At 70.5% G+C, this 19,333-nt stretch carries 34 protein-coding genes; 1 reads left to right on the forward strand and 33 read right to left on the reverse strand.

The features are described from left to right. Positions 1-11: 11 nt before the first annotated feature. The 23 genes from ACIA73_RS40035 to ACIA73_RS40145 form a co-directional block, all read right to left on the reverse strand. Positions 12-401 (reverse strand): head decoration protein, encoded by a 390-nt coding sequence (locus tag ACIA73_RS40035; RefSeq protein ID WP_399443931.1) that lies wholly within the window; start codon positions 399-401, stop codon positions 12-14. A gap of 20 nt (positions 402-421) precedes the next feature. Continuing rightward, positions 422-1,129, reverse strand: coding sequence for a hypothetical protein (locus ACIA73_RS40040; protein ID WP_399443932.1), 708 nt, complete (start codon positions 1,127-1,129; stop codon positions 422-424). Positions 1,130-1,184: 55 nt separating this feature from the next. Further along, on the reverse strand, positions 1,185-1,988 hold the full coding sequence (locus tag ACIA73_RS40045; protein WP_399443933.1) for a hypothetical protein: 804 nt from the start codon (positions 1,986-1,988) through the stop codon (positions 1,185-1,187). Beyond that, the gene (locus tag ACIA73_RS40050; RefSeq protein ID WP_399443934.1) at positions 1,981-3,408 is read right to left on the reverse strand and encodes a phage portal protein; all 1,428 of its coding nucleotides are present in this window, start codon (positions 3,406-3,408) and stop codon (positions 1,981-1,983) included. The genes ACIA73_RS40045 and ACIA73_RS40050 overlap by 8 nt, the downstream gene beginning before the upstream one ends. A 21-nt stretch (positions 3,409-3,429) precedes the next feature. Continuing rightward, the gene (locus ACIA73_RS40055) at positions 3,430-5,106 is read right to left on the reverse strand and encodes a terminase (RefSeq protein WP_399443935.1); all 1,677 of its coding nucleotides are present in this window, start codon (positions 5,104-5,106) and stop codon (positions 3,430-3,432) included. A gap of 9 nt (positions 5,107-5,115) precedes the next feature. Beyond that, positions 5,116-5,607, reverse strand: a complete 492-nt coding sequence (locus ACIA73_RS40060; protein WP_399443936.1) for a hypothetical protein — start codon at positions 5,605-5,607, stop codon at positions 5,116-5,118. Then, complete coding sequence (locus ACIA73_RS40065) at positions 5,607-5,822, reverse strand: hypothetical protein (protein ID WP_399443937.1); 216 nt, start codon at positions 5,820-5,822, stop codon at positions 5,607-5,609. Before ACIA73_RS40065 ends, ACIA73_RS40060 begins: the two co-directional genes overlap by 1 nt. Next, entirely contained in the window at positions 5,822-6,217 is a 396-nt protein-coding gene (locus tag ACIA73_RS40070; protein WP_399443938.1) for a hypothetical protein, read from the reverse strand. Before ACIA73_RS40070 ends, ACIA73_RS40065 begins: the two co-directional genes overlap by 1 nt. A gap of 50 nt (positions 6,218-6,267) precedes the next feature. Further along, on the reverse strand, positions 6,268-6,855 hold the full coding sequence (locus ACIA73_RS40075; protein ID WP_399443939.1) for a DNA primase: 588 nt from the start codon (positions 6,853-6,855) through the stop codon (positions 6,268-6,270). Between the two features lie 288 nt (positions 6,856-7,143). Beyond that, the gene (locus ACIA73_RS40080) at positions 7,144-7,446 is read right to left on the reverse strand and encodes an HNH endonuclease (protein WP_399443940.1); all 303 of its coding nucleotides are present in this window, start codon (positions 7,444-7,446) and stop codon (positions 7,144-7,146) included. Further along, positions 7,443-7,667, reverse strand: a complete 225-nt coding sequence (locus ACIA73_RS40085) for a hypothetical protein (RefSeq protein ID WP_399443941.1) — start codon at positions 7,665-7,667, stop codon at positions 7,443-7,445. Before ACIA73_RS40085 ends, ACIA73_RS40080 begins: the two co-directional genes overlap by 4 nt. Positions 7,668-7,684: 17 nt before the next feature. Continuing rightward, a complete protein-coding gene (locus ACIA73_RS40090) occupies positions 7,685-8,635 on the reverse strand; it encodes a hypothetical protein (RefSeq protein ID WP_399443942.1) in 951 nt (316 codons plus the stop codon). Positions 8,636-9,040: 405 nt separating this feature from the next. Beyond that, on the reverse strand, positions 9,041-9,199 hold the full coding sequence (locus tag ACIA73_RS40095; RefSeq protein ID WP_399443943.1) for a hypothetical protein: 159 nt from the start codon (positions 9,197-9,199) through the stop codon (positions 9,041-9,043). 86 nt (positions 9,200-9,285) lie between these two features. Beyond that, a complete protein-coding gene (locus ACIA73_RS40100) occupies positions 9,286-9,549 on the reverse strand; it encodes a hypothetical protein (protein WP_399443944.1) in 264 nt (87 codons plus the stop codon). Continuing rightward, on the reverse strand, positions 9,549-9,761 hold the full coding sequence (locus ACIA73_RS40105; protein ID WP_399443945.1) for a hypothetical protein: 213 nt from the start codon (positions 9,759-9,761) through the stop codon (positions 9,549-9,551). The genes ACIA73_RS40100 and ACIA73_RS40105 overlap by 1 nt, the downstream gene beginning before the upstream one ends. Positions 9,762-9,782: 21 nt before the next feature. Further along, positions 9,783-10,013, reverse strand: coding sequence for a hypothetical protein (locus ACIA73_RS40110; RefSeq protein ID WP_399443946.1), 231 nt, complete (start codon positions 10,011-10,013; stop codon positions 9,783-9,785). Positions 10,014-10,116: 103 nt separating this feature from the next. Continuing rightward, positions 10,117-10,854, reverse strand: coding sequence for a hypothetical protein (locus ACIA73_RS40115; RefSeq protein ID WP_399443947.1), 738 nt, complete (start codon positions 10,852-10,854; stop codon positions 10,117-10,119). Beyond that, the gene (locus ACIA73_RS40120) at positions 10,854-11,297 is read right to left on the reverse strand and encodes a hypothetical protein (RefSeq protein ID WP_399443948.1); all 444 of its coding nucleotides are present in this window, start codon (positions 11,295-11,297) and stop codon (positions 10,854-10,856) included. Before ACIA73_RS40120 ends, ACIA73_RS40115 begins: the two co-directional genes overlap by 1 nt. Positions 11,298-11,312: 15 nt before the next feature. Then, positions 11,313-12,062, reverse strand: coding sequence for a hypothetical protein (locus tag ACIA73_RS40125; RefSeq protein WP_399443949.1), 750 nt, complete (start codon positions 12,060-12,062; stop codon positions 11,313-11,315). 9 nt (positions 12,063-12,071) lie between these two features. Continuing rightward, a complete protein-coding gene (locus ACIA73_RS40130; protein WP_399443950.1) occupies positions 12,072-13,448 on the reverse strand; it encodes a hypothetical protein in 1,377 nt (458 codons plus the stop codon). Beyond that, positions 13,445-13,603, reverse strand: coding sequence for a hypothetical protein (locus ACIA73_RS40135; protein ID WP_399443951.1), 159 nt, complete (start codon positions 13,601-13,603; stop codon positions 13,445-13,447). Before ACIA73_RS40135 ends, ACIA73_RS40130 begins: the two co-directional genes overlap by 4 nt. Further along, positions 13,600-14,193, reverse strand: a complete 594-nt coding sequence (locus tag ACIA73_RS40140; RefSeq protein WP_399443952.1) for a hypothetical protein — start codon at positions 14,191-14,193, stop codon at positions 13,600-13,602. The genes ACIA73_RS40135 and ACIA73_RS40140 overlap by 4 nt, the downstream gene beginning before the upstream one ends. Positions 14,194-14,369: 176 nt before the next feature. Further along, positions 14,370-14,693 (reverse strand): hypothetical protein, encoded by a 324-nt coding sequence (locus tag ACIA73_RS40145; protein ID WP_399443953.1) that lies wholly within the window; start codon positions 14,691-14,693, stop codon positions 14,370-14,372. An 82-nt stretch (positions 14,694-14,775) separates the two neighbouring features. Between ACIA73_RS40145 and ACIA73_RS40150 the strand changes: the two genes are divergently transcribed. Next, entirely contained in the window at positions 14,776-14,991 is a 216-nt protein-coding gene (locus ACIA73_RS40150) for a type II toxin-antitoxin system prevent-host-death family antitoxin (RefSeq protein ID WP_384343065.1), read from the forward strand. 62 nt (positions 14,992-15,053) lie between these two features. Here the strand turns inward: ACIA73_RS40150 and ACIA73_RS40155 are convergent, their stop codons facing one another. The 10 genes from ACIA73_RS40155 to ACIA73_RS40200 all read right to left on the reverse strand — a co-directional run. Further along, the gene (locus ACIA73_RS40155; protein ID WP_399443954.1) at positions 15,054-16,037 is read right to left on the reverse strand and encodes a hypothetical protein; all 984 of its coding nucleotides are present in this window, start codon (positions 16,035-16,037) and stop codon (positions 15,054-15,056) included. A gap of 87 nt (positions 16,038-16,124) precedes the next feature. Next, positions 16,125-16,247 (reverse strand): hypothetical protein, encoded by a 123-nt coding sequence (locus tag ACIA73_RS40160; RefSeq protein WP_399443955.1) that lies wholly within the window; start codon positions 16,245-16,247, stop codon positions 16,125-16,127. Beyond that, the gene (locus ACIA73_RS40165) at positions 16,244-16,606 is read right to left on the reverse strand and encodes a hypothetical protein (RefSeq protein ID WP_399443956.1); all 363 of its coding nucleotides are present in this window, start codon (positions 16,604-16,606) and stop codon (positions 16,244-16,246) included. Before ACIA73_RS40165 ends, ACIA73_RS40160 begins: the two co-directional genes overlap by 4 nt. Next, complete coding sequence (locus ACIA73_RS40170; protein WP_399443957.1) at positions 16,599-16,844, reverse strand: hypothetical protein; 246 nt, start codon at positions 16,842-16,844, stop codon at positions 16,599-16,601. The genes ACIA73_RS40165 and ACIA73_RS40170 overlap by 8 nt, the downstream gene beginning before the upstream one ends. Then, positions 16,844-17,230: a hypothetical protein gene (locus tag ACIA73_RS40175; RefSeq protein ID WP_399443958.1), complete on the reverse strand. Its 387-nt coding sequence runs from the start codon at positions 17,228-17,230 to the stop codon at positions 16,844-16,846. Before ACIA73_RS40175 ends, ACIA73_RS40170 begins: the two co-directional genes overlap by 1 nt. Beyond that, positions 17,227-17,400, reverse strand: a complete 174-nt coding sequence (locus ACIA73_RS40180) for a hypothetical protein (RefSeq protein ID WP_399443959.1) — start codon at positions 17,398-17,400, stop codon at positions 17,227-17,229. The genes ACIA73_RS40175 and ACIA73_RS40180 overlap by 4 nt, the downstream gene beginning before the upstream one ends. Then, a complete protein-coding gene (locus ACIA73_RS40185; RefSeq protein ID WP_399443960.1) occupies positions 17,397-17,933 on the reverse strand; it encodes a DUF1643 domain-containing protein in 537 nt (178 codons plus the stop codon). Before ACIA73_RS40185 ends, ACIA73_RS40180 begins: the two co-directional genes overlap by 4 nt. Positions 17,934-17,946: 13 nt before the next feature. Further along, positions 17,947-18,159, reverse strand: coding sequence for a hypothetical protein (locus ACIA73_RS40190; RefSeq protein ID WP_399443961.1), 213 nt, complete (start codon positions 18,157-18,159; stop codon positions 17,947-17,949). Continuing rightward, on the reverse strand, positions 18,156-18,620 hold the full coding sequence (locus tag ACIA73_RS40195; RefSeq protein WP_399443962.1) for a hypothetical protein: 465 nt from the start codon (positions 18,618-18,620) through the stop codon (positions 18,156-18,158). Before ACIA73_RS40195 ends, ACIA73_RS40190 begins: the two co-directional genes overlap by 4 nt. 2 nt (positions 18,621-18,622) lie before the next feature. Next, on the reverse strand, positions 18,623-19,333 hold a 711-nt coding region (locus tag ACIA73_RS40200), incomplete at its 5' end, for a hypothetical protein (RefSeq protein ID WP_399443963.1).

Below are 19,333 nucleotides of genomic sequence, written 5' to 3' on the forward strand. Positions count from 1 at the left end.
TTCACTCCCTCTCAGACGAACCGGATCGAGCCGGCAACATCGGTCTTACCGGCGGCGTCGACCGCGACCGGCAGCCGCGCCTCGCGCACCTTGCCGTGCACGAGCATCGCCCCCGACGGGTCGAGCGTGTTGACCGTCGGCGCCCCGACCGCGGCGTACAGGAAGCCGACGAGCTTCTCGCGCCCGTCGCTCGCGGCGTTGTCGTACGGGCCGTACTTCCCGCCGGCCGTGATCTGCCCCAGCGGAATGCCGCTCTTGAAAAAGCCCTCGGGGTAGTGGGTGCCGGCGGTGAACAGACTCGTGTCGAGCACGATCGTCTCGGTCGCCTGCGTCCCGTGCTCGGACCCGAGCCACGATTGATCGTCGGTCCCGAACGATGTGGTCTTGATGCTGAGTTCCATGGGTGTGATCCCTCCCGAGATCAGGTCTTGTTTCCGCCGAGAAGCTGCTTGTACAGCTCGGCGCCCTCGGCGATCGAACCGCCGGTTCCGCTGCTCTCACGCCGCCGCGTGCCCTGGTAGCCACTCCCGCGCGTCCGGCGGCGCGTGTCGCGCCCGCCGTCCTGGTCGCCGTCGTCGTCGCCCTGGTCGCCCGTGTCGGGCTTCTTCGGGGCGAGCCGGTCGATCAACTTCGCGAGCCCGTCCTCGTCGACGTCGCCGTTCGCGTCGATGTACTTCGACAGGTTCACGTCCTCGACGACGTCGGCCGGGGCGTCGAGCCGCCCCGCGGCGTTCGCGAGGAATACCTGCCGCGCGAGCTTGGCCGCGCCCTTCGACCGCTCGTCGGCGACTGCCGATTTCACCGCCTCGGCGACTGCCTTCTCTTGATCCGTGGCAGTCGCCGACCGCAGCTCGTCGCGCTCGCGCGCGGCGTCGGCGTTGTCCTTCGCCCGCTGCTCGTGCTTGCGCGCAAGGCGCTTCCACTTCTCGACCTCGGTGTCGCCGCCCGTGTCGGGCTTCTCGTCGGGGTCGCCGCCCTTGTTCGCCTCGGTGTCCTTCCCGCCCTTGTCGTCCCCGGTGCCGCCGTCGCCGTCCGCGTAGAACACGGGCGACCACGGGGTGACCGGGTAGGGGTGGGTCCAGCCGGCGGACTGGACCGCGGGCAGGGGGCGGCGACGTGCTGCGCGCATGGTGGTGTCTCCCGTGTCGGGTGGGGTGTCATGGGTGCGCCGTGGCGGCGCAGGGTCACGCGGCCGGGATATCGTCCGGGCCGGTGAAGTTCTGTCGGCGTACTGCCAGCAACGGGCCGATCTCGCCGTGCTCGCGCGTGATGATCACCTCGCGGTAATCGGGGGCGCGGCCGCCGCGATCGGACTCGCCGAGGTCGCGGGCGATCGCGTCGTGCGCTTCTTCGAGCAGCCGCTCGTCGATGATCTGCCCGGGGTCTCTGTTGCCGGGCAGGGGCTCGGGTTTGCAGTGGCAGCCCGGATGAATCGGCATCAGATCAGCGACCCGGTACCGCTGCGTCGAGGCGATCGTGCACAGCGCGCAGTTCCTGCCGCTGCTGAGCCGACGCCGGAAGAACCGCGCGCCGCCACGCTCCATGGATTCCCGCGCGGCATGCGTGCGGGCGAGCTGTAGATCAGTCTCCGTGATGCTGAGCAGCCGATTCCGGCCCTGCGCGAGCGCGTCAACGTAGTCCGCACCCTGCGACAGCGCCGTATACATCTGCACGAACGGGCGCTGATAGACCGTCTCGGGCGGGGTACCCCGCAGTGCTTCGCCGAGCTGCACCCCCACAGGGGCGGCCGCACCGCCGAGCATGTCCGCGATCATCGCCGACAGGTACGCGTCGGTGATCTGCCCCATCTGCTGCTGCACGCCGAGGACGACCGGCAGCACACGTTCGATGAACACCGCGGCGTCGGCATCCCGGTACGAGCCGAGGCTGTCGAACGCGTCGAGGACGAACGAGATCAGCCGATCCCGGAGCGACCCCGAAAGCGCGTCGTACCGCTCGGCGAGCGCCGCCTGCAACGCCTCACCCATCGAACCCGCCGCCGTCGTCCGCGAGGTTGCCCGCGGTCGGCGCTGCGCCCGGTGCGGGCAGCAGCGATGCGGCGAGCAGCGCCTGCGACGCCGCACCGGCAGTGATGCGCCGCACAGTCGCCGGCGTCTCGCCCATTTCCTCGGCGACGACGTCGAGCGGGTACCCGATGCTCTTGAGCTTGGTCGCGGCATCGGCCTTGACCGCGAGCGAGGCGTGCGCGGGGTTCGCCCACCGCACCTCGGCCTCGGTGTAGTCCTCGGGAACACCCGCCTGCGCAGCACACAGCGCCATCACGGACTCGATGCCCTCGCCGAACGCTGCGATGTGCTCGCGCACCTTCGCCACGTGCAGGATGTCGAGCGCGCCGATCGTGTCGGCCGCGATGTTCACCAGGTCGCCCGCGTAGTAGTACGCGGGGGTCTGCGACAAGATCAGCATGTCGCGGACATCCGACGCATGCTCTTTCAGGAACCCGCTCAGGTCGGCGGCCGACAGTTGCCCGAACTGCGCGTTCTCACCTTCGGACGCCCACACTGCGGACGGCGACGGAATGAAAGGCTGCTCGACCGTAATGAGCCCGGTCACCGGGTCGACCTTTTTCGCGAACTTGTGCCCCTTGATCCACTTCTGCGGGAAGCCTGCGTTCCTCGACGCCGCCATGCGGTTCAAGATCCCGAGGTTCACCCGATCTTGAATGTCGACGACGCCCCCGAACTCAGGCTCGGGTTCCTCCCCGAGGTCCGGCATTCGCGCGAACTCGACGAGCGGCAGCATGCCGAGGTCGTGCGGCTCACCCTGGTCGCCGCCGATCCACTCCCACGAATCGGGGCCCCACGGCAGGCGGCGCCCGCACCGCTCCCGTGTTCGGTACGGGAACGACACGTCGTCGAAGAACACGCGGGCGTACCCGTACCCGTCGATCTCGTCGTGCCAGGCTTTCAGCCCGACATACGGCTCGCCCGTCTCGGGGTCCGTCCACACGATGCAGTCGCGCGGGTGCTCCCCGGTGATCAGCGGCGACGGGCGCCCGTTCTCCTCGACCCGGGTCGGGTGCGGGCCGACGAGCATGTACCCGACCGACTGCGTCATCGCGACCCGCCACACCCCCTTTTGCCGACTGTCGAGGCGGTTCTGCTGCCACCACCGCGAGGCGTTCGCGTCCGGCTCGCCATCCGGGCCGGTAACGCCGAGGGCGAGCAGCCGGTGCACAGTCGCGTTCGCGATCAGCCCACAGAAGTTCGTGCGGCTCTTCCGCTGAAAGTCGATGAACGCCGCCTGCGCATTCTTCGGAAGCTCGGGGAGCGGCGGCCGACCCTTGTAGTACCGCCACCACTCGTCGAGCTGCTTCTCGCGGTGCCGCAGCTTCCTGCCGAGCTTGAGTAGCCACCAATCCGGCGAGTCCGGGGTGTCGTCGAGCATCGTCGCCCCCTTCCGGGCTCGTCAGAACGTGAACCCGCCCATCTCCTCGACCTCGACGCCGAGGCCGGCGGCGATCGCGTCGAGGCGGCACTGCCACGCCAACACGGCGGCGACCGCAGCGTCGATCTTGTCGGGGCTGTCCGGGTTGGCTTTCATGATCTGAATGCCGCTGCGGGTCTTCCGCCTGCGGGAATTGAGCAGATGACGCACGAGCGCCGACGAGCCGTCGAGCGTCAACTCGCGTTCTGTCAAAGCGGTGTGGAACTTCTCCAGCGCCCGGACGATCAGCGTGCTGCGGCCGCCAGTCATCCACCATTCGATGGGGTGGTTCCTGGTCGACTGGACTTTGAGCCGCGGACCGTACGCCGCTTCCCAGTCGGCGACGTGGCTTTCCCACTTCGCAGGGTCGGCGTACATGCCGATGACGTCGTACCGGTCGAACGCCTCATGCACCGCGGCGAGCACCTCGACGACCGGCACCTGCCAGCCCTCGCCCGGCGTGTCCGTCGGTGGTTTCCACCCGCGCGGCTGCTCCCACACTCCGATCTCGAAAAGGTGCCCGTCCGACAGCCGGCACCCGATCAGCGCCGTCGCGTCGGTCACTCCGCGCGAACGCTTACGGCTGCCGTCGAACCCGAGCACGATGCGGTCGCCCGGCCGCACCTCGCGGTCGAGGTCGGATGCCGCGCGCACCTCGGGCGCCGACAGCCACGCGTCGGACGCATGGGTGATCTGATTCAAGAAGTCGGCGCGCAAGTCCTGCGGCTCGTTCGAGGTATCCCAGAAAGCGCCGGTGATCCCCTCGATCGGCGACCAACCCGACGGACACGGGGGGTCGTGCAGAACGCACCCGTCGGGGTGATCGCTGCTGTCGCCGTACGCGTACCGCAGACCGGCGACGAGCGACTGCTCGTCGGACATGTCCGTGTCGGCGGGCGCCTCGCGGTGATCGACCAGGATGCCGCGCGCACGCGACCGCCCGTCGAGGATTGCCTGATAGTCCGCGGCGCTGTTCTCGGCGACGGACCCCTCGCCCGGCGTGAACGCGTTCGGCGTCTCGATCACCGAGCCGCCGATCTTCACGGCGTTGAACCGCAGCGTCTTCGCGAGCTTCACGCCGCCGTTCGTCGCCGTCCATTCCTCAGTCTGGTCGAGCGCCGCGAAGCACGCCGGGTCGCCCTTGATCGAGCTCGCCGACGACGTGATCGCGGTGATCTCGCCGCGCGGCAGATAGATCACGGTGTCGAGGACGTCGAGCCCGTAGTCGGTCGACAGCGACCCGCCTCGCGCCATTTCGAGCAACGGGTTCCACGTGTTGTCGGTCTGCTGCTCGGTCACCGCGGCGATACGTACGAGCGGCGTCCGGATCGAGTGCCACGGCCGGCCGGCCGGCTCGCCGTACGCGTCCCATCCGTCGGCGACGACGTCGGCGCACGCCTCGGCGAGCGCGATCGCCCCGACGAACGGGCTCTTCCCCCACCCTCGCGGCCGGCTGAGCAGCGCCCGGTGAACGATCCGCTTGCCGGTCACCGGGTGCAGCTCGTAGTACGCGAGCGCGAAATCTGCCTGTTCCTTCGTGGGCACGAACGGCTCGCCGTCGTCCCGGCCGGGCTGCGCAAGATTCGCGATCATCCAATCGAGGACGTACCAACCCAACGTGGGGCGCTCGCCCTCGAACTCGGGGCCGCGCCACGGCATGACCGCCCCCTACGAATCGCCTGCCGAGCTCTTCCCGCCCGGCAGAGATCGCAGCCGCGCCGCCCCGAATCGCTCGCGCGCCGACGGACCGCCGGACGAACCGCGGCCGCCGTCGAGCCCGTCCGCCTCGGCGAACACCATGCGCAGCCGCGCCCGGTCCGCGGGCGTCGCCCCGAACGCCGCGACCCGCAGCCGCAGTTCGGCGGCCGCGGACAGATCGCCCCGCCACAGCCGAGCGTGCACGAGCGCGGTGTCGAGCAGTACCTGCCAGTCAGACGAACCGAAGTGCTCGGACTGCGGCGAGACGATCCACACCTGCCACCACTCGCGAGTGCGCTCGGGCCACACGAACTCGACGAGCTGCCCGTCGCGCTCGATCCGGAACTCGGGCAGCTCGGGAGCCTCGGCGCGCTCCCACCTGAGCACGGTCTGCGGAACCGTGTCGGCGTTCCGTCGAGCTCGCTTGCCTGCCGGCTTCGGGGCCGGCCCCATGCCTGCCATCACGCACCCCCCGTCTCAGCTCGCAGGACGTTGCCGATCTCCAACAGCGCCTGCGCGACTGCGATCGTGGCCAGTGCCTGAGTCTTCGCCGCGTGTGCGAGCAGCACGTCGGTACGGATCTGTCCGACTGGCATGCGGTTGAGCTCGGCGGCCGCCATGTCGATGGACCGTTCGGAGAGTGTGCGGTACGTCGGGATCGGCTCACGCTCCGCCATCACTCGACCCCCTTCTCTGCCTGCACCGCACTGAGCATGTTCTCGATCGCCCACACGATCTCGTCCCAATCACGCAGCCGGTCGACGCCGAGCGCATCCGTGATCCGGTCCATGAGCGCGACGTCGAGGTGCTGCTGCTCGTCGACCGGCTGCACAACCGGGGCCAGAAACCCCGACACGTCGTTCGCCGGAATCTCGACCGTCTCGGGCGTCACCATCACGCCCCGCGCCCCTACCTGGTGGGCAAACCTCTGCCAGAGATCGAAGAGGCTGCCCACCGGGGCGCCCGCGTCGAGTTCGAAGCGCCGCGTCGTCCACTCGTCGACGACGAGCACGAACGGCGGCCGCTCGTCGCCTGCCCCCTCGGGCAGTGTGAGGATCTGAATGCGGGTCATGGGCTGTGCCTCCCGTGTCGGGTGTGCCGCAGCAGACCCGTGTCGGGGCGCTACAGCAGAGCGTCGATCAGGTGCTGCACGTCCCCGAGCCGTCGCGGCGTGCCGCCGTACGTCGTCCCGGTGATCGCGATGTACCGGCCGTCGGCGTACAGCTCCACAGAGCCGCCACCGTCGAGCGTGATGCGCCTGCCGTGCGGCAGTGCGCCGAGTCCCCAGATGTGCAGCCCGTCGCCCGAACGGGACACCTCGACCCACGTCGCCCCGGCAGTAGCGTCGAGGATCGTCTGCGCCCACCCGGCGAGCTCGCCGTCGGGGCCGATGCAGTGGTCGAGGTCGAGCACGACGATCCCGTCGCCGTTCAGGACGAACCCGGACCCGACGCCGGCGGTCGACGCAGCGGCGTCCGCGTGGCGCGACCAGGTCGACGAGTCGGTGCTGCTCGCCACGGAACCGCCCACGGTCAACGGGACCTTACGGGCGGTATGCCGCACCCATCGCGGCCGGCGGGTGAGCTCGGCGGGGACGCTGCGGCGCGCGCGCTGCGCTGCGGCGCGACACCGCGGCGCGCAGTAGATCGCGTGGCGCCGCGCAGTGATGCGCAGCGGCTGCTCGCAGTGTCCGCAGGTCGGTGTCGGCATGCTGCCAGTCTAGTGCCGCGTACGCTTTCAGGTCTCTGACCTGCACGTATCAGTCGTGTATCAGTGAGGCGGCAGGCTGAGACGCCGTACGCGGACCCTCGACCGCCCGGCATCGAATCAGCCCACCGCCCCACTGTCCGCCCGCCAGCGGACCGCCCACGCGCCCTCACGTGGCCGTTTGCCCCAGACCCGTACAGGACCAGGCCCGCAGCACCTCCCGGGCCCCCGAAGGGGCGGGGAGGGGGAGTCGCCCCCCAGGGTGGGCCGGCTCGCGTTCGGGTTGGGAGTTCAGATCAGACCGGGATGTCGTTCCGGCGGCCGCCGAGCTCGATCTCGCCATCGTGCGGCGTTGCCCTCGCGGCTGGACTTGATCAAGTGATGGTGCTCGCACAGTGCTTGCAGGTTCTCGTACCGGTGGTCGTTGCCCGGCGTGATGTGGTCGACCTGGTTAGCCCAGTGACCACAGACCCATGCGCCTTCGCGCCATCGGCACCGATGCTCGTCGCGGTGCAGGACGTACGGCCGGATGACCGTGTACCAGTCGGCCGGCAGCTCGTCGCGTCGTGTGCTGCCTGCCCACTGGCCGCTCATGTCTCGTCGTCCTCGGTGTCGTACTCGTCGTCGGGGTCGGCGCGTTCGAGGGTGGAGTCGAGTGCGACGAACCCGATCGGGTTGCTGCTCGGCTCGGGCTCGGGGCCGAGGGCGGCGAGCAGTCGCAGGGCGGTCGCTTCGATGTGGTCGAGGGGGGTCTGCTCGTCGGGGTGGGTGTGGATGTCTACCCGGCGGGTGCCGTCGGTGAGGCGTACGCGCATGGTGCCCCCGGGGTTGTTCAGGTGGTGGTGTTGTTCGTGATCAACCCGAGGTTGTGCAGGGCGACCAGGAGGTTTGCGAGGGCAGTGCCGTCGGTCCGGCTGCCGTCGATCTGTTGCCGGGTCACGGTGGGCATGCCGTGGAACCCGAGGCGGTCGCCTGCGCCGTCGAGGGTGTGTTTGTACCCGGCGGTGATGGTGCTCGTCTGGACTGCGGCGAGGTAGGCGGTTCCGCCTTCGACGGCGGTGATCCGGGTGAGTAGGTCGTTCAGGTAGCTGTCGAGCGCGCTCACGTTGGTGTTGGTGGCGCCGAGGGCGGTTGTCGTGGCGAACGTGTTGTTCGCCCATGCGCGGTCGCCGTGTGGGTCGTTGGCCGCGGTGTGGGTGGCGATGGCGTTCGTGGTGAACGCCTCGGCGTCGGTGTTCGACCCGTTCTGTCCGGCTGCGCCTGCCGGTCCTTCCGGGCCTGCGGGTCCGGCGGGTCCCTGCGGTCCGGTCGCGCCGCCGGCGCCGGTTGCTCCGGGTTGTCCTGCGGGTCCGGTCGCACCGGTCTGCCCTGCGGGTCCCTGCGCGCCGGCGGGTCCGGTCGGCCCTGCGGGTCCGGTGACGATGACGTACTCGCCGGCCGCGGGGGCGGTGGGTCGGATCTTCCCGAGGTCGACGGTCGGTGTCGCCGAGGTGAGGAGCAGCGAGTACGAGCTGCTCGGCGCGTCGTGCCACCGTTCCTCGACTCGGTAGGTCCAGCCGCGGGGGCTGATCGTCGGGTCGTCGGCGGCGAGCACGCTGATCGTGATGTCGCCCTGGTCATTGGGGGCGACGTCGACGGGTCCTCGGATGATCGTGTTGTGCTCGGCGGACACGATGGTGTCGGCCTCGGGGGTGAGTCGCAGATGTCCGCGGTAGGGGCGTCCGTCGGGGTGCCGGTATCGGCCGATGACTGCCACGGTGGCGAGTTCGGGGGGAAGTGGCACGGCGAGCACCTCCGGAAATGACGATGCCCCGCGCGGTGGCGGGGCTGCGGTTTCTGTTTCCGGGCATGCGGAACTGCGCCCAATCTTGCGACACGTGATCGTGTTCGTCAAGCGTGGCGAGGTGAGAGAGGGGCGGTTCGGGCGTGCGCCCGGTACTGCCGGTAGATGCTCTCTCACCCCCGCCCCATGGGTAGTTGGAGTGGAGTGGAGTGGAACCCGCGCGCGCGAGTCCCGAGGGAGTCCCCCCGGGACAGAATGCGTTGACGTGCGGGGGTGTGCTTTTTCGGCGTGCGATTCGATCGCGTTTCTTCTTCGATTCGTTCGCGATTCGTCGTCGAAACGCAGGCGAAAGTACGGCGATTCACCGGCTGCCCCACCCGGAATGGTCCGGGCGGGGCTCGGGATTCAGGACCGGGGCAGTCGGCCGTTCGTGCCGTTCGGCGTTCCGGGTACGGGCCGGCCGCGACCGTTCGTCGGCTCGGGCTCGCCGCGTCCCTTGGCCGCTCGGGCTTGGTCGTTGCGCTTCTTCAGTTCGGCGATCGGCATGCTCTTGCGAAGGGGCATGATGGGCAGTCCTGTCTCGTGTACGCGGGATGGGTGCCCCGGGGCGGCCGGTCGCCTGGCAGTGATGCGGCCGCCCCGGGTGTCTGTCAGCCGGCGGGCGTGTAGCGGATCAACCCGCCGATGGGGTGGGGACTTTGGATCACCGCAACGCCGTCGCGGTAGTCGACCGTGCAACCGGCGATCAGCGCCTCGGTCATGTCGAGCCGCAGGTGATGGCCGGTAGACGGGCGCGGGTACTCCCACGTCGTCCCGTCGTCGTCGCTGGTCTCTTTGAGGTACTCAGCGCCCGTGTTCACGTCGGCGACCGGGCTCGCGTCGTAGATGCGCAACCACTCGTCGTGACGCGCCATCAGCGCTCTTCGCCGTCGGCGAGCCCCTCGAACGGCTCGCCGTCGTCGTACTCGGCGGCCGCAGCGGCAGCAGCCTCGGCGGCGAACCGCAGCTCGTCCTCGGCGTCGAGCCGTGCCTCGCCGTCGCGCTCGTACTCGGCGAGTTCCTCGCCGCTCATCACGTCGGCGTTGGTCATCCCGTCGTACGGGTCGTGGTCGTAGTTCTCGGTCACTTGGGTCCCTTTCGTGGTGGGTCAGATCAGGCGGTTGCAGGCGGCGACGATCAGGCAGCCGAGCAGCAGCAGCGCAAGCGCTGCGCCGACGCCGAGCTCGTTCTCGTGGTCAGGGCCGACCGACTCGTCGTCGGGGTGATGGCCCGAGTGTTCGCGTGCTCGGTGCCACGCGCCCTCGGCCTCGGCGGCGCGGCGGGTGGCGACCGGGGGCGAGGTTGTCCGGCACTGTCCGCACCGGTATCTGTAGGACACACGGAACCCCTTCCGAGGGTGATCCAAAACCGCTTTCGGGGCGGGTAGTTGGGGTGGTAGTTCGGGGGTAGTTGGCGGGTAGTTTTCGCAGGTCAGATCGGGACTACCTGCGCCACAACCGGCGCTTAGGGCGACCGCCGTGCGGGGGGTCGGGAGAGGGGTCCGCCGAGGGGTCGACAGGGGGCTCGGGCGGGGGGTTAGTGAGGGGCTCGGCGAGGGTGCTGAGAGCCGCCCGGAACGCCTCGCCGTGGACCCCGACAGACAGCCCCGATCGGGTGTTCAGTCGGTCCCGCACGGGGATGCCCAACCGGGTGCAGATCGCGCGTACTTCGGGGATGCCCCACGCGGGGTCGACACCGGTCTCGTGGTAGAGCTCGACGATGTCCCGCAGGAGGACCCCGTTCCGGGTGCCGATCAGTTCGGCGACGGCGGTGATGAACTCGGCGTCGGTAGGGGGCTCGACGACTGCCTCGGCGTCGTCCTCGGCGGCGCCGGCGTCCCCCTTCCCCTTCTTTTCGATCTTGTCGGGGGGAGGGGCTGCGGCGGCTCGCAGAGCGGCCCATGCCCACACGGGGATGAGCACGGCGACCGTCCACGGTGCTTGACCGATGCCCCACCCGGCCGCAATGAGCCCCCACATCAGGCCGGCGGCGTTCCACAGCCGGTCGATTCCGTCGGCGGCCGCGATCCAGTGCCCGGCGCTGCGCAGGATCAGCCACGACCCGCCCCGGATCGCCCGCCATGTCTCGCGCTCGGCGGCGATCGGCTCGGCAGCCTCGGCGTACGCCGTGCGCAGGATGTTGCCGGGTCGGGCGCGCTTCTTCTTCGGTGGGGTGGTCATCAGGCGAACCCGAGGAAGAAGTCGCGGATATAGATCGCGACCATGGTCCACGCGCCGCCCGCACCGCCGAACACGGTCGCCATGACCAGCCCGGTTACGGCTGCGGCGCGCGGGTTGAGCTTCACGAAGTAGGCGATCAGTACCAGGACGACCGCAACGGCGGTGGGCTCGACGTCGCCGAGCGGCCCCTGCCCATGGCCGATCTTCGCTGCCTCCATGGCTCCGCGGGTGAACCCGTCCGGGATTCCCCAGATGCCGGCTGCGGCGATCAGGACGGTACCAGCGCAGAGTGCGAGGGTGAGTGCGGCGTTCTTCTTCAGCGTCTTTTCAGAGTTCTTGCGGGTGCCGAGCACGAGTGCCGTGAACAGCACGGCGGCGATTCCGCCCGTGCCGAACCCGCCAATCAGCGTCGCCGCCGTGCCGGCCGCGAGGGTGCTGTGCATGGGTGTCCTTCGAGGTCAGAGTGTGGCGTTCGGCCCGTACAGGGCGAGCGCGAGCACAGCGGACGCGAGGGGGATGCGGGCGATCCACCCAACGACCCGCAGGATCAGGTGCGCGTCGTGGCTGCGCCATCGGTGGGTGCGGATCTCGGCAACGGCGCAGACGACGATCAGCCCGGCGCCGATGACGACGCCCTCGCGGGGGTCGGTCCGCCCGTAGAACAAGAGCCTGCCGACCGCCCACGGGACGATGCCGACCGCGTAACCGATGCCGGCCGCGCCGATGTTGTAGATCCCGACGGCGATGCGTCGGCGCTGCTTCGGGTCGGTGGTCATGCTCTTCGCGATGTCGTCGATTCCGCCTCGGATCTCGACGACGTGCGGCGGCGTGCTCTTCTTCGTGGCGGGCGTCTTCTTCGGGTCAGGCTGCTGCTCGACCGGCTCGTCGCCGTCGGGGTCGTCGCCCTCGGGCTCGTCGTCCTGGTCGGGCTCGGGCTCGTCGTCCTCGGGCTCGTCTTCCTTGACCAGGACGAGTGCCGGTTTCGGTCGCCGCCAATCCGGCAGCCGTGACCCGCCCCGAGCGGGGGCGGTGTCGGCGGCCGGGGTCGGTACGGTCGGCGGGTACGCGGGCGGGGCGGGGATCATCCCGGGCCTGAGCGGGGGCTGCTGCGGGAGAGGCTCGGTGCCGTCGACCCGCCGGCGCAGCATGGAGCGAATGCGGTACTCGTCGGGGTCAACTGCGGGCGGCGTGTGCTCGTTGGTGGTCACCTGCGCCCCCTAGAGGTACTGCCCGGTACCGGGCAGCGTCTTCGGGGCCGGCTTCTTCGCCTGCCGGTCGCGGGAGTTGACGGTTCGGACGTACGCGGCGTCGGCGTCGATGTTGTGGCGGGCGAGGTGTCGTGCGACCTCGGCGGCGCTCACTCCCTCGGGGAGCACGCTGCGGACGGCGCGCACCGCGTCGGCCTTGATCGTGCCGACTGCGGCGAGCGCATCATCGACGATGCGGTCGGTCGACGGAGCCTTGACGAGCTCAGGCTGCTCGGCGTCGCCTGCGGTCTGACCTGTGGGCATCACCGCATCACCCGTGTCCGCCTCGGGCTGTTCGGGTGCGGCGGCCGCAGCCGGTGCAGGGGCTGCGGGTTCGGGCTGTCGGACGGTGATGACGACGTGCTGCGGCGGGGGCGTGTCAGCGTGATGCGGTGCGCCCGCATCACGTGATGCGGCTGCTGATCCGGCGGTGCGGCCGAGGACGATCGCGACGTCGAGGTCGGTCACGTTGTGTCCGTACTGCGCGAGGACCTCGGCGAGCTGCCCGAGGGTGAGTTCCGGTCGGGCGTTGTGCACGATGCGGATCGCCTTCGACGGGGGCAGCTCGGCGAGCTCAGATGCGAGCACCTCGCCCGCCTGCCGCCGAGGCGGTTCGGTGGGGCGCTGCGGCAGCTCGACCTCGGGCTGCGCCTCGACGAGTTGCTGCTGCACCGTCGGCTCGGTCGGGCTGCCGCCGTACAGGGCGGCGTGCCGCGCCTCGGCGGTCTGGAACCTGCGCAGTTCGGCGCTGATCGTGGTCTGTGCGGCGAGTTCCTGTCGGCGCTGGGACAGCCACGACCGGGGCCCTTCGCCGAGTGGGACGGCGTACAGCCTCATGACGATCATCCACAGCCCCTTAGCGATCAAGGAGACTGCCCCGCCGACGGCACCGACGGCGAAGTCGCCGTCGATCCAGCCGTGCAGACCGATCGCCACGACGGACCCGGCGAGGAACGCCCACCCCGCGTTACGAGCGGGGTCTGCTCGCTTCGGGTCGTGGCGCTCCAGCCACTCAACAGCCATGCAGGCGATCCACGCCGAGTCGAATACGGCGGCCGCGCCGTACGCGATCGCAGCCGCCGTGACGGCGGCGAGCAGATCGCCAATGCTCGCGGTCGACCAACTGATAGACAGAGTCGTGACCAGCACGGCGAGGACCACGACGCCGCCGCGCAGTGCGCGGTCGAGGTCGCGGGGCGGGCGCGGCACGTACACCCGGTAGGTCTCGGTCGTCTCGCGCGGGTCGCCGTTGATCTTGGTCGTTGTGGTGCGGGTGCGCTCGACGGGCTTGTACCGGACGCCGGGGATCGGCGGCGTCTCGTGTACGGGCTGGGGCTTCCTGCTCACGACTGCCCCCCGTGTGTCCGGCGGTCGTCGTGGCGCTGCTGCCGCTCGCTCGTCGCGCGGTCGGTCGCGCCGGCGTTGTAGTCGCGGCGGCAGGCGTCGACGGTGGCGGGCTGCTCGATGATCTCCCGTGCGCGCGGGGCGTCGTTGTCGCTCATCGCGCACCCGCCAGGATCTCGACCGCGTGCGCGACGACCTGCGGCACGTCGGCCGCCGAGTCGGCGCTCGCCTGCCACTGGATCAGCCACGTTCCGGGGGTGCGCCGGTCGAGTTCGTGCAGTTCGGGGTCGGTCTCGTCGTCGGTGGGCTGCCGGAACACGTCGACGGTGTACGGGGTGTCGTCGCTGGGCTGCTGCGCGGCGACGATCAGCGAGTCGTCGTGGCGGGTGACGGACACGATGCGGGTGCTGTCGAGCCCGACGGCGGTGAGCGCGTCGATCGCGGCGAGCCGGTTGCGGAGCGACTGCGCGTACTCGGTGCGGGTGTCGGCGGGCGGGAGGGTGGCGAGCACGGCGTACATGGCGGCGCTGTCGCGGTCGACGATCAGGGCGGTGTCGTAGATGCCGTGATGCGTCCATGCGGCGAGCGACACCGTCGTGCGCTTGACGAGTTCGGTCATCGGCTGGCTGCGGTAGATGGGCAGCCGGTCGATTCGGTCGGCGACGTCGGCGAGGATCTCGCGGACCCGTCGGGCGTCGTCGACGGCGGTCTGTACGTCGTGCGGGGTCGGGTGGTTACGATCGTTCACGCTTGACTCTCCTGTTCATAGCAGGGGGTCGGGCAGCCCGCGAGGTGTCTCACCACCTGCGGGGTTCTGGTCGGGCCCGGCGTCTCACCGTCGGGCCCGACCGTCCTGTGCCCGTTCGGCGTCTCACCGCCGAGGGGCTTACGTGCCGGCTATCCGACACGGGCGCGCGCGTACTGCTACGTGAGGGCTTCGCGGCGGTGGACTCCGTCGCAGGACTCGCCACGCTCGGCGCAGCCGCAGGGGCAGCCGCAGTTCTCAACGGCCCGTACCCAGAAGGTGAACACGCCGCCGACGACGTGCTCGCCGACGATGTCGATCTCGTCCACTCGGTCGAGGAACTTGTCGAACGGCGCGGGGGCGTCGATGTGCTCGGCTACTGCCTCAACATCGTGGCGAAGCCATTCGCGCGCCGCACCGAGTGTCCCGACGCACTCGACTCGGTACTCGGAGCCGATCCCGATCTCGTGCGAGCCGACATGGAACCGCGTGGTCGCCTGCATTGCATTCCTCCGTAGGTCGCTGTGCGGCTTAATGTACATCGCGTCTTGTTGTACATCAAGCCCGTTGGTTAAAGTAGTCGGTATGGACGCCAACGCCACTGATCACGCGATCGCCGAAGCACGTGCCAACATGTCCGAACTGCTCGCCTCGGTCCGGCTGTTGCGGCGCTCGTACTTCCTCACCAGTCGCGGAACCCGACAGGCCGCTGTCGTGCCCGTCGAACTCGGCGAGCTCGTCGAGCGGGCAGGCGGCCCCGATCAAGCCGCTGCGATCTTGCAAGCGCACTTCGACAAGTAGCCTGCTGCTCGTGGCGTCCGACGCCGCTGTCGCCCTGGGGACGGCAGCGGCGTTTCGCATGTTCAGGCAGCGACGTCCCGCCCTTTCGCCGCCTCGCGCTGCCGGCGTCGCGCCTCGGCGCGCTGCGCCCGCCGGTCCGCCTCACGCTGCCGCGCCTCGGCTGCGTCGAGCGCCACGTACAGGGCGGCGAGCTGCTCGGGCGTAGACCACTCGCGGCGCATCGTGTCCACGTTGAAGCGCACCGGGGCGCCGCAGTCGACGAGCCCCGTCGCGCACGACACGACCGTGTCGACGTCCGACCCGGTGTGCATGAGCAGCACCCCCTCGCACCACGGGCACGGCCGGGGCAGCTCGACCGTGCGCCGGTCGGTGCCGATGGTGCGCTCGATACGCCGCGCCGCCTCACGAGCGATACGGGTGATGCGCTCGCGGTGCGCATCACTGAGCGGCAGGCAAGGGCCGGGCTCGTCGACGAGCCGGTCGAGCAGCCACTGCGCCGCCCGCGGGGCGCTGCGATCACTCAGGTTGTAGCGCCACCGATGCGGGTCGGTGTCGTCGCGGGCGGCGAGCAGCGCGAGCTCGTGCCCGGCCGGGTCGAGGGTGCTCGCCCGGCGAGGGGCGGCGATCACGTCGCGCTGAACGTCAGCGGCGATCTCGTCGGCGAGGGCGGCGAGGACGAGCTCGACCGCACGGATCGTGTCGACGACGTGCAGCCGCAGCGGCGCCGGCTGCTCGGCAAGTTGCGCGGGTCCGCGGTCGGCGCGTACCGGGTGCAGCCCGTCCTCGCCGACCTGGTCGCAGTGCGCGCACTGGTAGTAGAGCTGCCCGGACGGGTGGCGGGTGGTGACGAGCTGCTGTGCGTGGCGGTCGGCGGCGACCTCGGCGGCGTCGTGTTCGTCGAAGGTGCGCAGGTACTCGGAGCCGGGGCGCAGCGGGGGCCAGACGTCGGGGGTCGCCGAGTCGAGCAGTGAGCGCAGGTGCGCCCAGTGGGTGAGGACGACGCGCAGGTCGTCGGCTGCGGTGCGGGCGGGTGCGGTGTGGTTCATGGCGGGCGTCTCCTGCGGTGCGTAGGGTGATCACACCGCGTGGGGCGCCCCGGACATCTGGCCGGATGGGGGCGCCCCGTCGCTGGTTTACGAGCCGATGCTGCGCGAGCTCGTCGTTCGGTCACGGCTCCATGGCGGGTTCACGAAGTGGCCAAGCAGCATCGACGCGTAGATGAGAGTGAGCGCGCCGAGCACGAGCACGTCGATCACGCGGCGGCGTCCTGTCCGTACGGGCAATGCCGCTCATGCGCGAGCCCGGCCGACGCGACCCACGTGCCGCAGCACGGGACGAACTCGTGTGATGCGCCACGCTGCGACGGAATGTGGCGCTGCGTGCGCTCGATGCGGTCCGCGCGGACGGCGGCCGCCCGATAGTCGTAGTGCGCCGAGTCGGACAGATGGGCGAGCAGCAGCGACGTACCGATCGCGAACACGAACACGAACCACAGCGCGAGGCATGCCCACAGCACGGCGAACCCGCCGAGGACGAGTGCCCCCGCCATCAGCAGCCGAGCCGACCGGCGGTGGCGGCGCATCGCGTCGCGGTGGCGGGCGAGTTGATCAGTCATGGTGAACCCCGTTCGGTTGGTAGGTGTCGAGGGCGGGCAGCTCGACGACGTCGCGGTACACGTCGATCTGCTGCGGGGCGCGGGTGGCAGGGCGGCCGCAGCCGGCGAGCAGCAGCACCTCGGGGTCGTCGTCGACGTCGTTCTCGAAGTACGCGGCGAGCTGCTCGTCGGTCATGTCGCCGAGGTCGGCGAGGGCCTGCTCGTCGAGGTCGGCCGGGTCGTACTGGAACGCAGCCATCACGCCCCCTCGGCCGGCTCTTCGGGGTCGAGGAACTCGACGGCGGTCGCGCCGACGTGTCCGTGTACGCGCTCGACGCTCACGCGGCCGCGGTCCCAGAAAACGACGCTGGGGTGCTCGCCGCGCCACCGGATCGAGGCGGTGCCGTCGGGCCACAGCACGCCGTCGGCGACGTCCCCAACGCCGCTGATCCCGGATACGTCGGTGCGGCGGCGCAGGACGAATCGGCGCGGCCGCAGGTCTTGGTCGGCGTGGACGACGGTGCGGCCGGTGAGTTCCTTCGTGGCCTCGTCGACCATCCGTTGCACGGCTGCGTCGTCGGCATGGAGTCGCGCAATCGCGCGCATCGTGGCGAGTGCGGTCGACGGCTGCTCGGGTGTGGTCATCGCGTCTTGCCCTTCTTCAGTGCGCGGGCGGCCGCACGGCGTTCGGCGCGGTTCGGGGGCGGTTCGGGGTCGGGGGCGTCGTCCTCGACGAGCTGCTCGTCGGTGACGACCACCTGCACGAGCTGCTCGCGGGCGTGCCATCCGGACGGCAGGCGCCGCGGGCCGGTCACCGCGGCCGCCACGGCTGCGGGCGGCGCTCGCCCCGCTGGTACAGCGGGTGGCCGGGCATCCCGTTCTTCGTGACGCCGAATGCGGACAGCCGGCCCATCCCGGGCAGGGTGAGCACGGCGGCGACGCGCTGCTCGACGGCGTTCGCGCCCCACCCGGCGACGAGCGGACCGCCCGAGCCGAGGGCGTCGAGGGCTGCCTGCGTCAGCCACCCGTCGTTGTCCGGGCCGGTGCGCAGCAGCTCGTCGTCGGGCAGATCGCGGGGGTGGGTCGCCCGCCACGCGTACAGGTTCACGACGACGAGCGCCCCGCACCCCCAACGCTGTGCGAAGCGGGTGCACTTGCGGGTCGTCGCGTCGTCCTGGTCGGCGTCCGCGGTCGACGGGTTGAGCATGATGAACGTCGCCGGGACGGCGTCGGACCATTCGCGGGTGAGCCGGTACCGGTAGCGGCCGCAGTCGCTGAACTCGGCGGTCCGGTGCCTGATCGGCTGCGGCTCGGGGAGCGGTCGGGCCGGGTAGATCAGTGGTGCCATTGCGGTACTCCGTTCAGCGTGTGACGGACGTGAGTTGCGGGGCGCGGCTCTTCGGTCGGCAGGGGGCGAGTTCGGCGCGCATGGGGGCACACAGCGGCTCGGGGGTCATGCACCACCCGTCGTCGGCGAGCGCCGCCACGACGAGCCGGCCGACCGCCTCGGGCGGGGCGAGCGGGTTCTCGGCGACGATCGCGGCGACCACTGCGACCACGGCGTCGGGGATCACGACTCCTCCCGTGCCGCGCGAATCCGGTCGCGCACCGCGAGGTACTCCGCCGTCGGCCGACCGGCGCTCTCGGGGATCGCCCCACCGACCAGGGCTCGCAGTTCGAGGGGCGCCTCGCAGCCCTTCCGGATTCCGTCGCGCTCGGCGCGCAGGGCTGCCCGGTATCCGGCGGTGTCGTCGGGGTCGACGTGGGGGTGCTTGTTGGGCTCGAACGTGCCGACGTGCCGGTCGAGTCGGGCGCGGGCGACGATGCGCCACCGGGCGGCGATGTCCTTCGGCATGAGCGGCCATGCGCTCTCGGCGTAGTGCTCGCCGACCGCCTGCCCTGCGAAGTCGAGGGGGACGTCGCGGAGGATCGCCGCCCACATCGTGAGCTGCGCAGCTTGCTCGGTTTCGTCGGTGCGCACGACTCGGTCGTCGACGAGCGCGATCCGGTCGAGCAGTTCGAGGGTCTCGTTCATGTTCACGCGGTACCGCCTTCTGCGAGGCGTGAGCGCAGCCGGTCCAGCCCGGCGCGCTGCTGCTGAGATTTGGTCATCTGCTGCTGTCCGAACGGCACGACCACACCGCCGGCCGCAGGCTGCTCGGCGCGCTCGGTCTCGACCCACTGCTGCCACCGCCCGCCCCATGCGACGGCTCGCTGCCCGTCGTCGAGCTGCCGCCGGATGAACTTGCGGGTGACGGCGACGAGCTGCTGCTCGGTGAGCGGCTGCCGCCCGGCGTCTTCGCGGGCGAGCTGCGCGGCGCGTACGTCTTCGATGCTGGGCTGCCAGTCGGCGGCGATCAGAGAGAGAGTCGGCTCGGACGCTCGCGCGCCACTACCGGTACGTACATCTCTCTCCTCAGCCCCCTCTTTATGGAGTGGAGTGGAGTGGAGTGGACCGCGCGCGCGTGAGGTCCCCGGGGAGTCCCCCCGGGACGCATCACCGTGACCTGCGGGTTCGTCAGAATTGGGCGTGTGATTCGACTGCGATTCGTCGTCGAATCCGTCGTGATTCGTCTGCGATTCGTCGTCGAACCGCATCTGATTCGCGCTCGAATCGCCCGCGGGCTGATGCCCCGCGCGCTGCCCCCGCTTCTTCGCGGCCGCCTTCTCGCGCCGGGCTACCACCTCGCGGCGGGACGGGTTCCCGCTGTCGCGGTAGTCGTGCATGTAGTAGTCGCCCGGCCGGGG

The sequence above is a fragment of the Streptomyces sp. NPDC051561 genome, assembly GCF_044454195.1.
GTDB lineage: Bacteria > Actinomycetota > Actinomycetes > Streptomycetales > Streptomycetaceae > Streptomyces.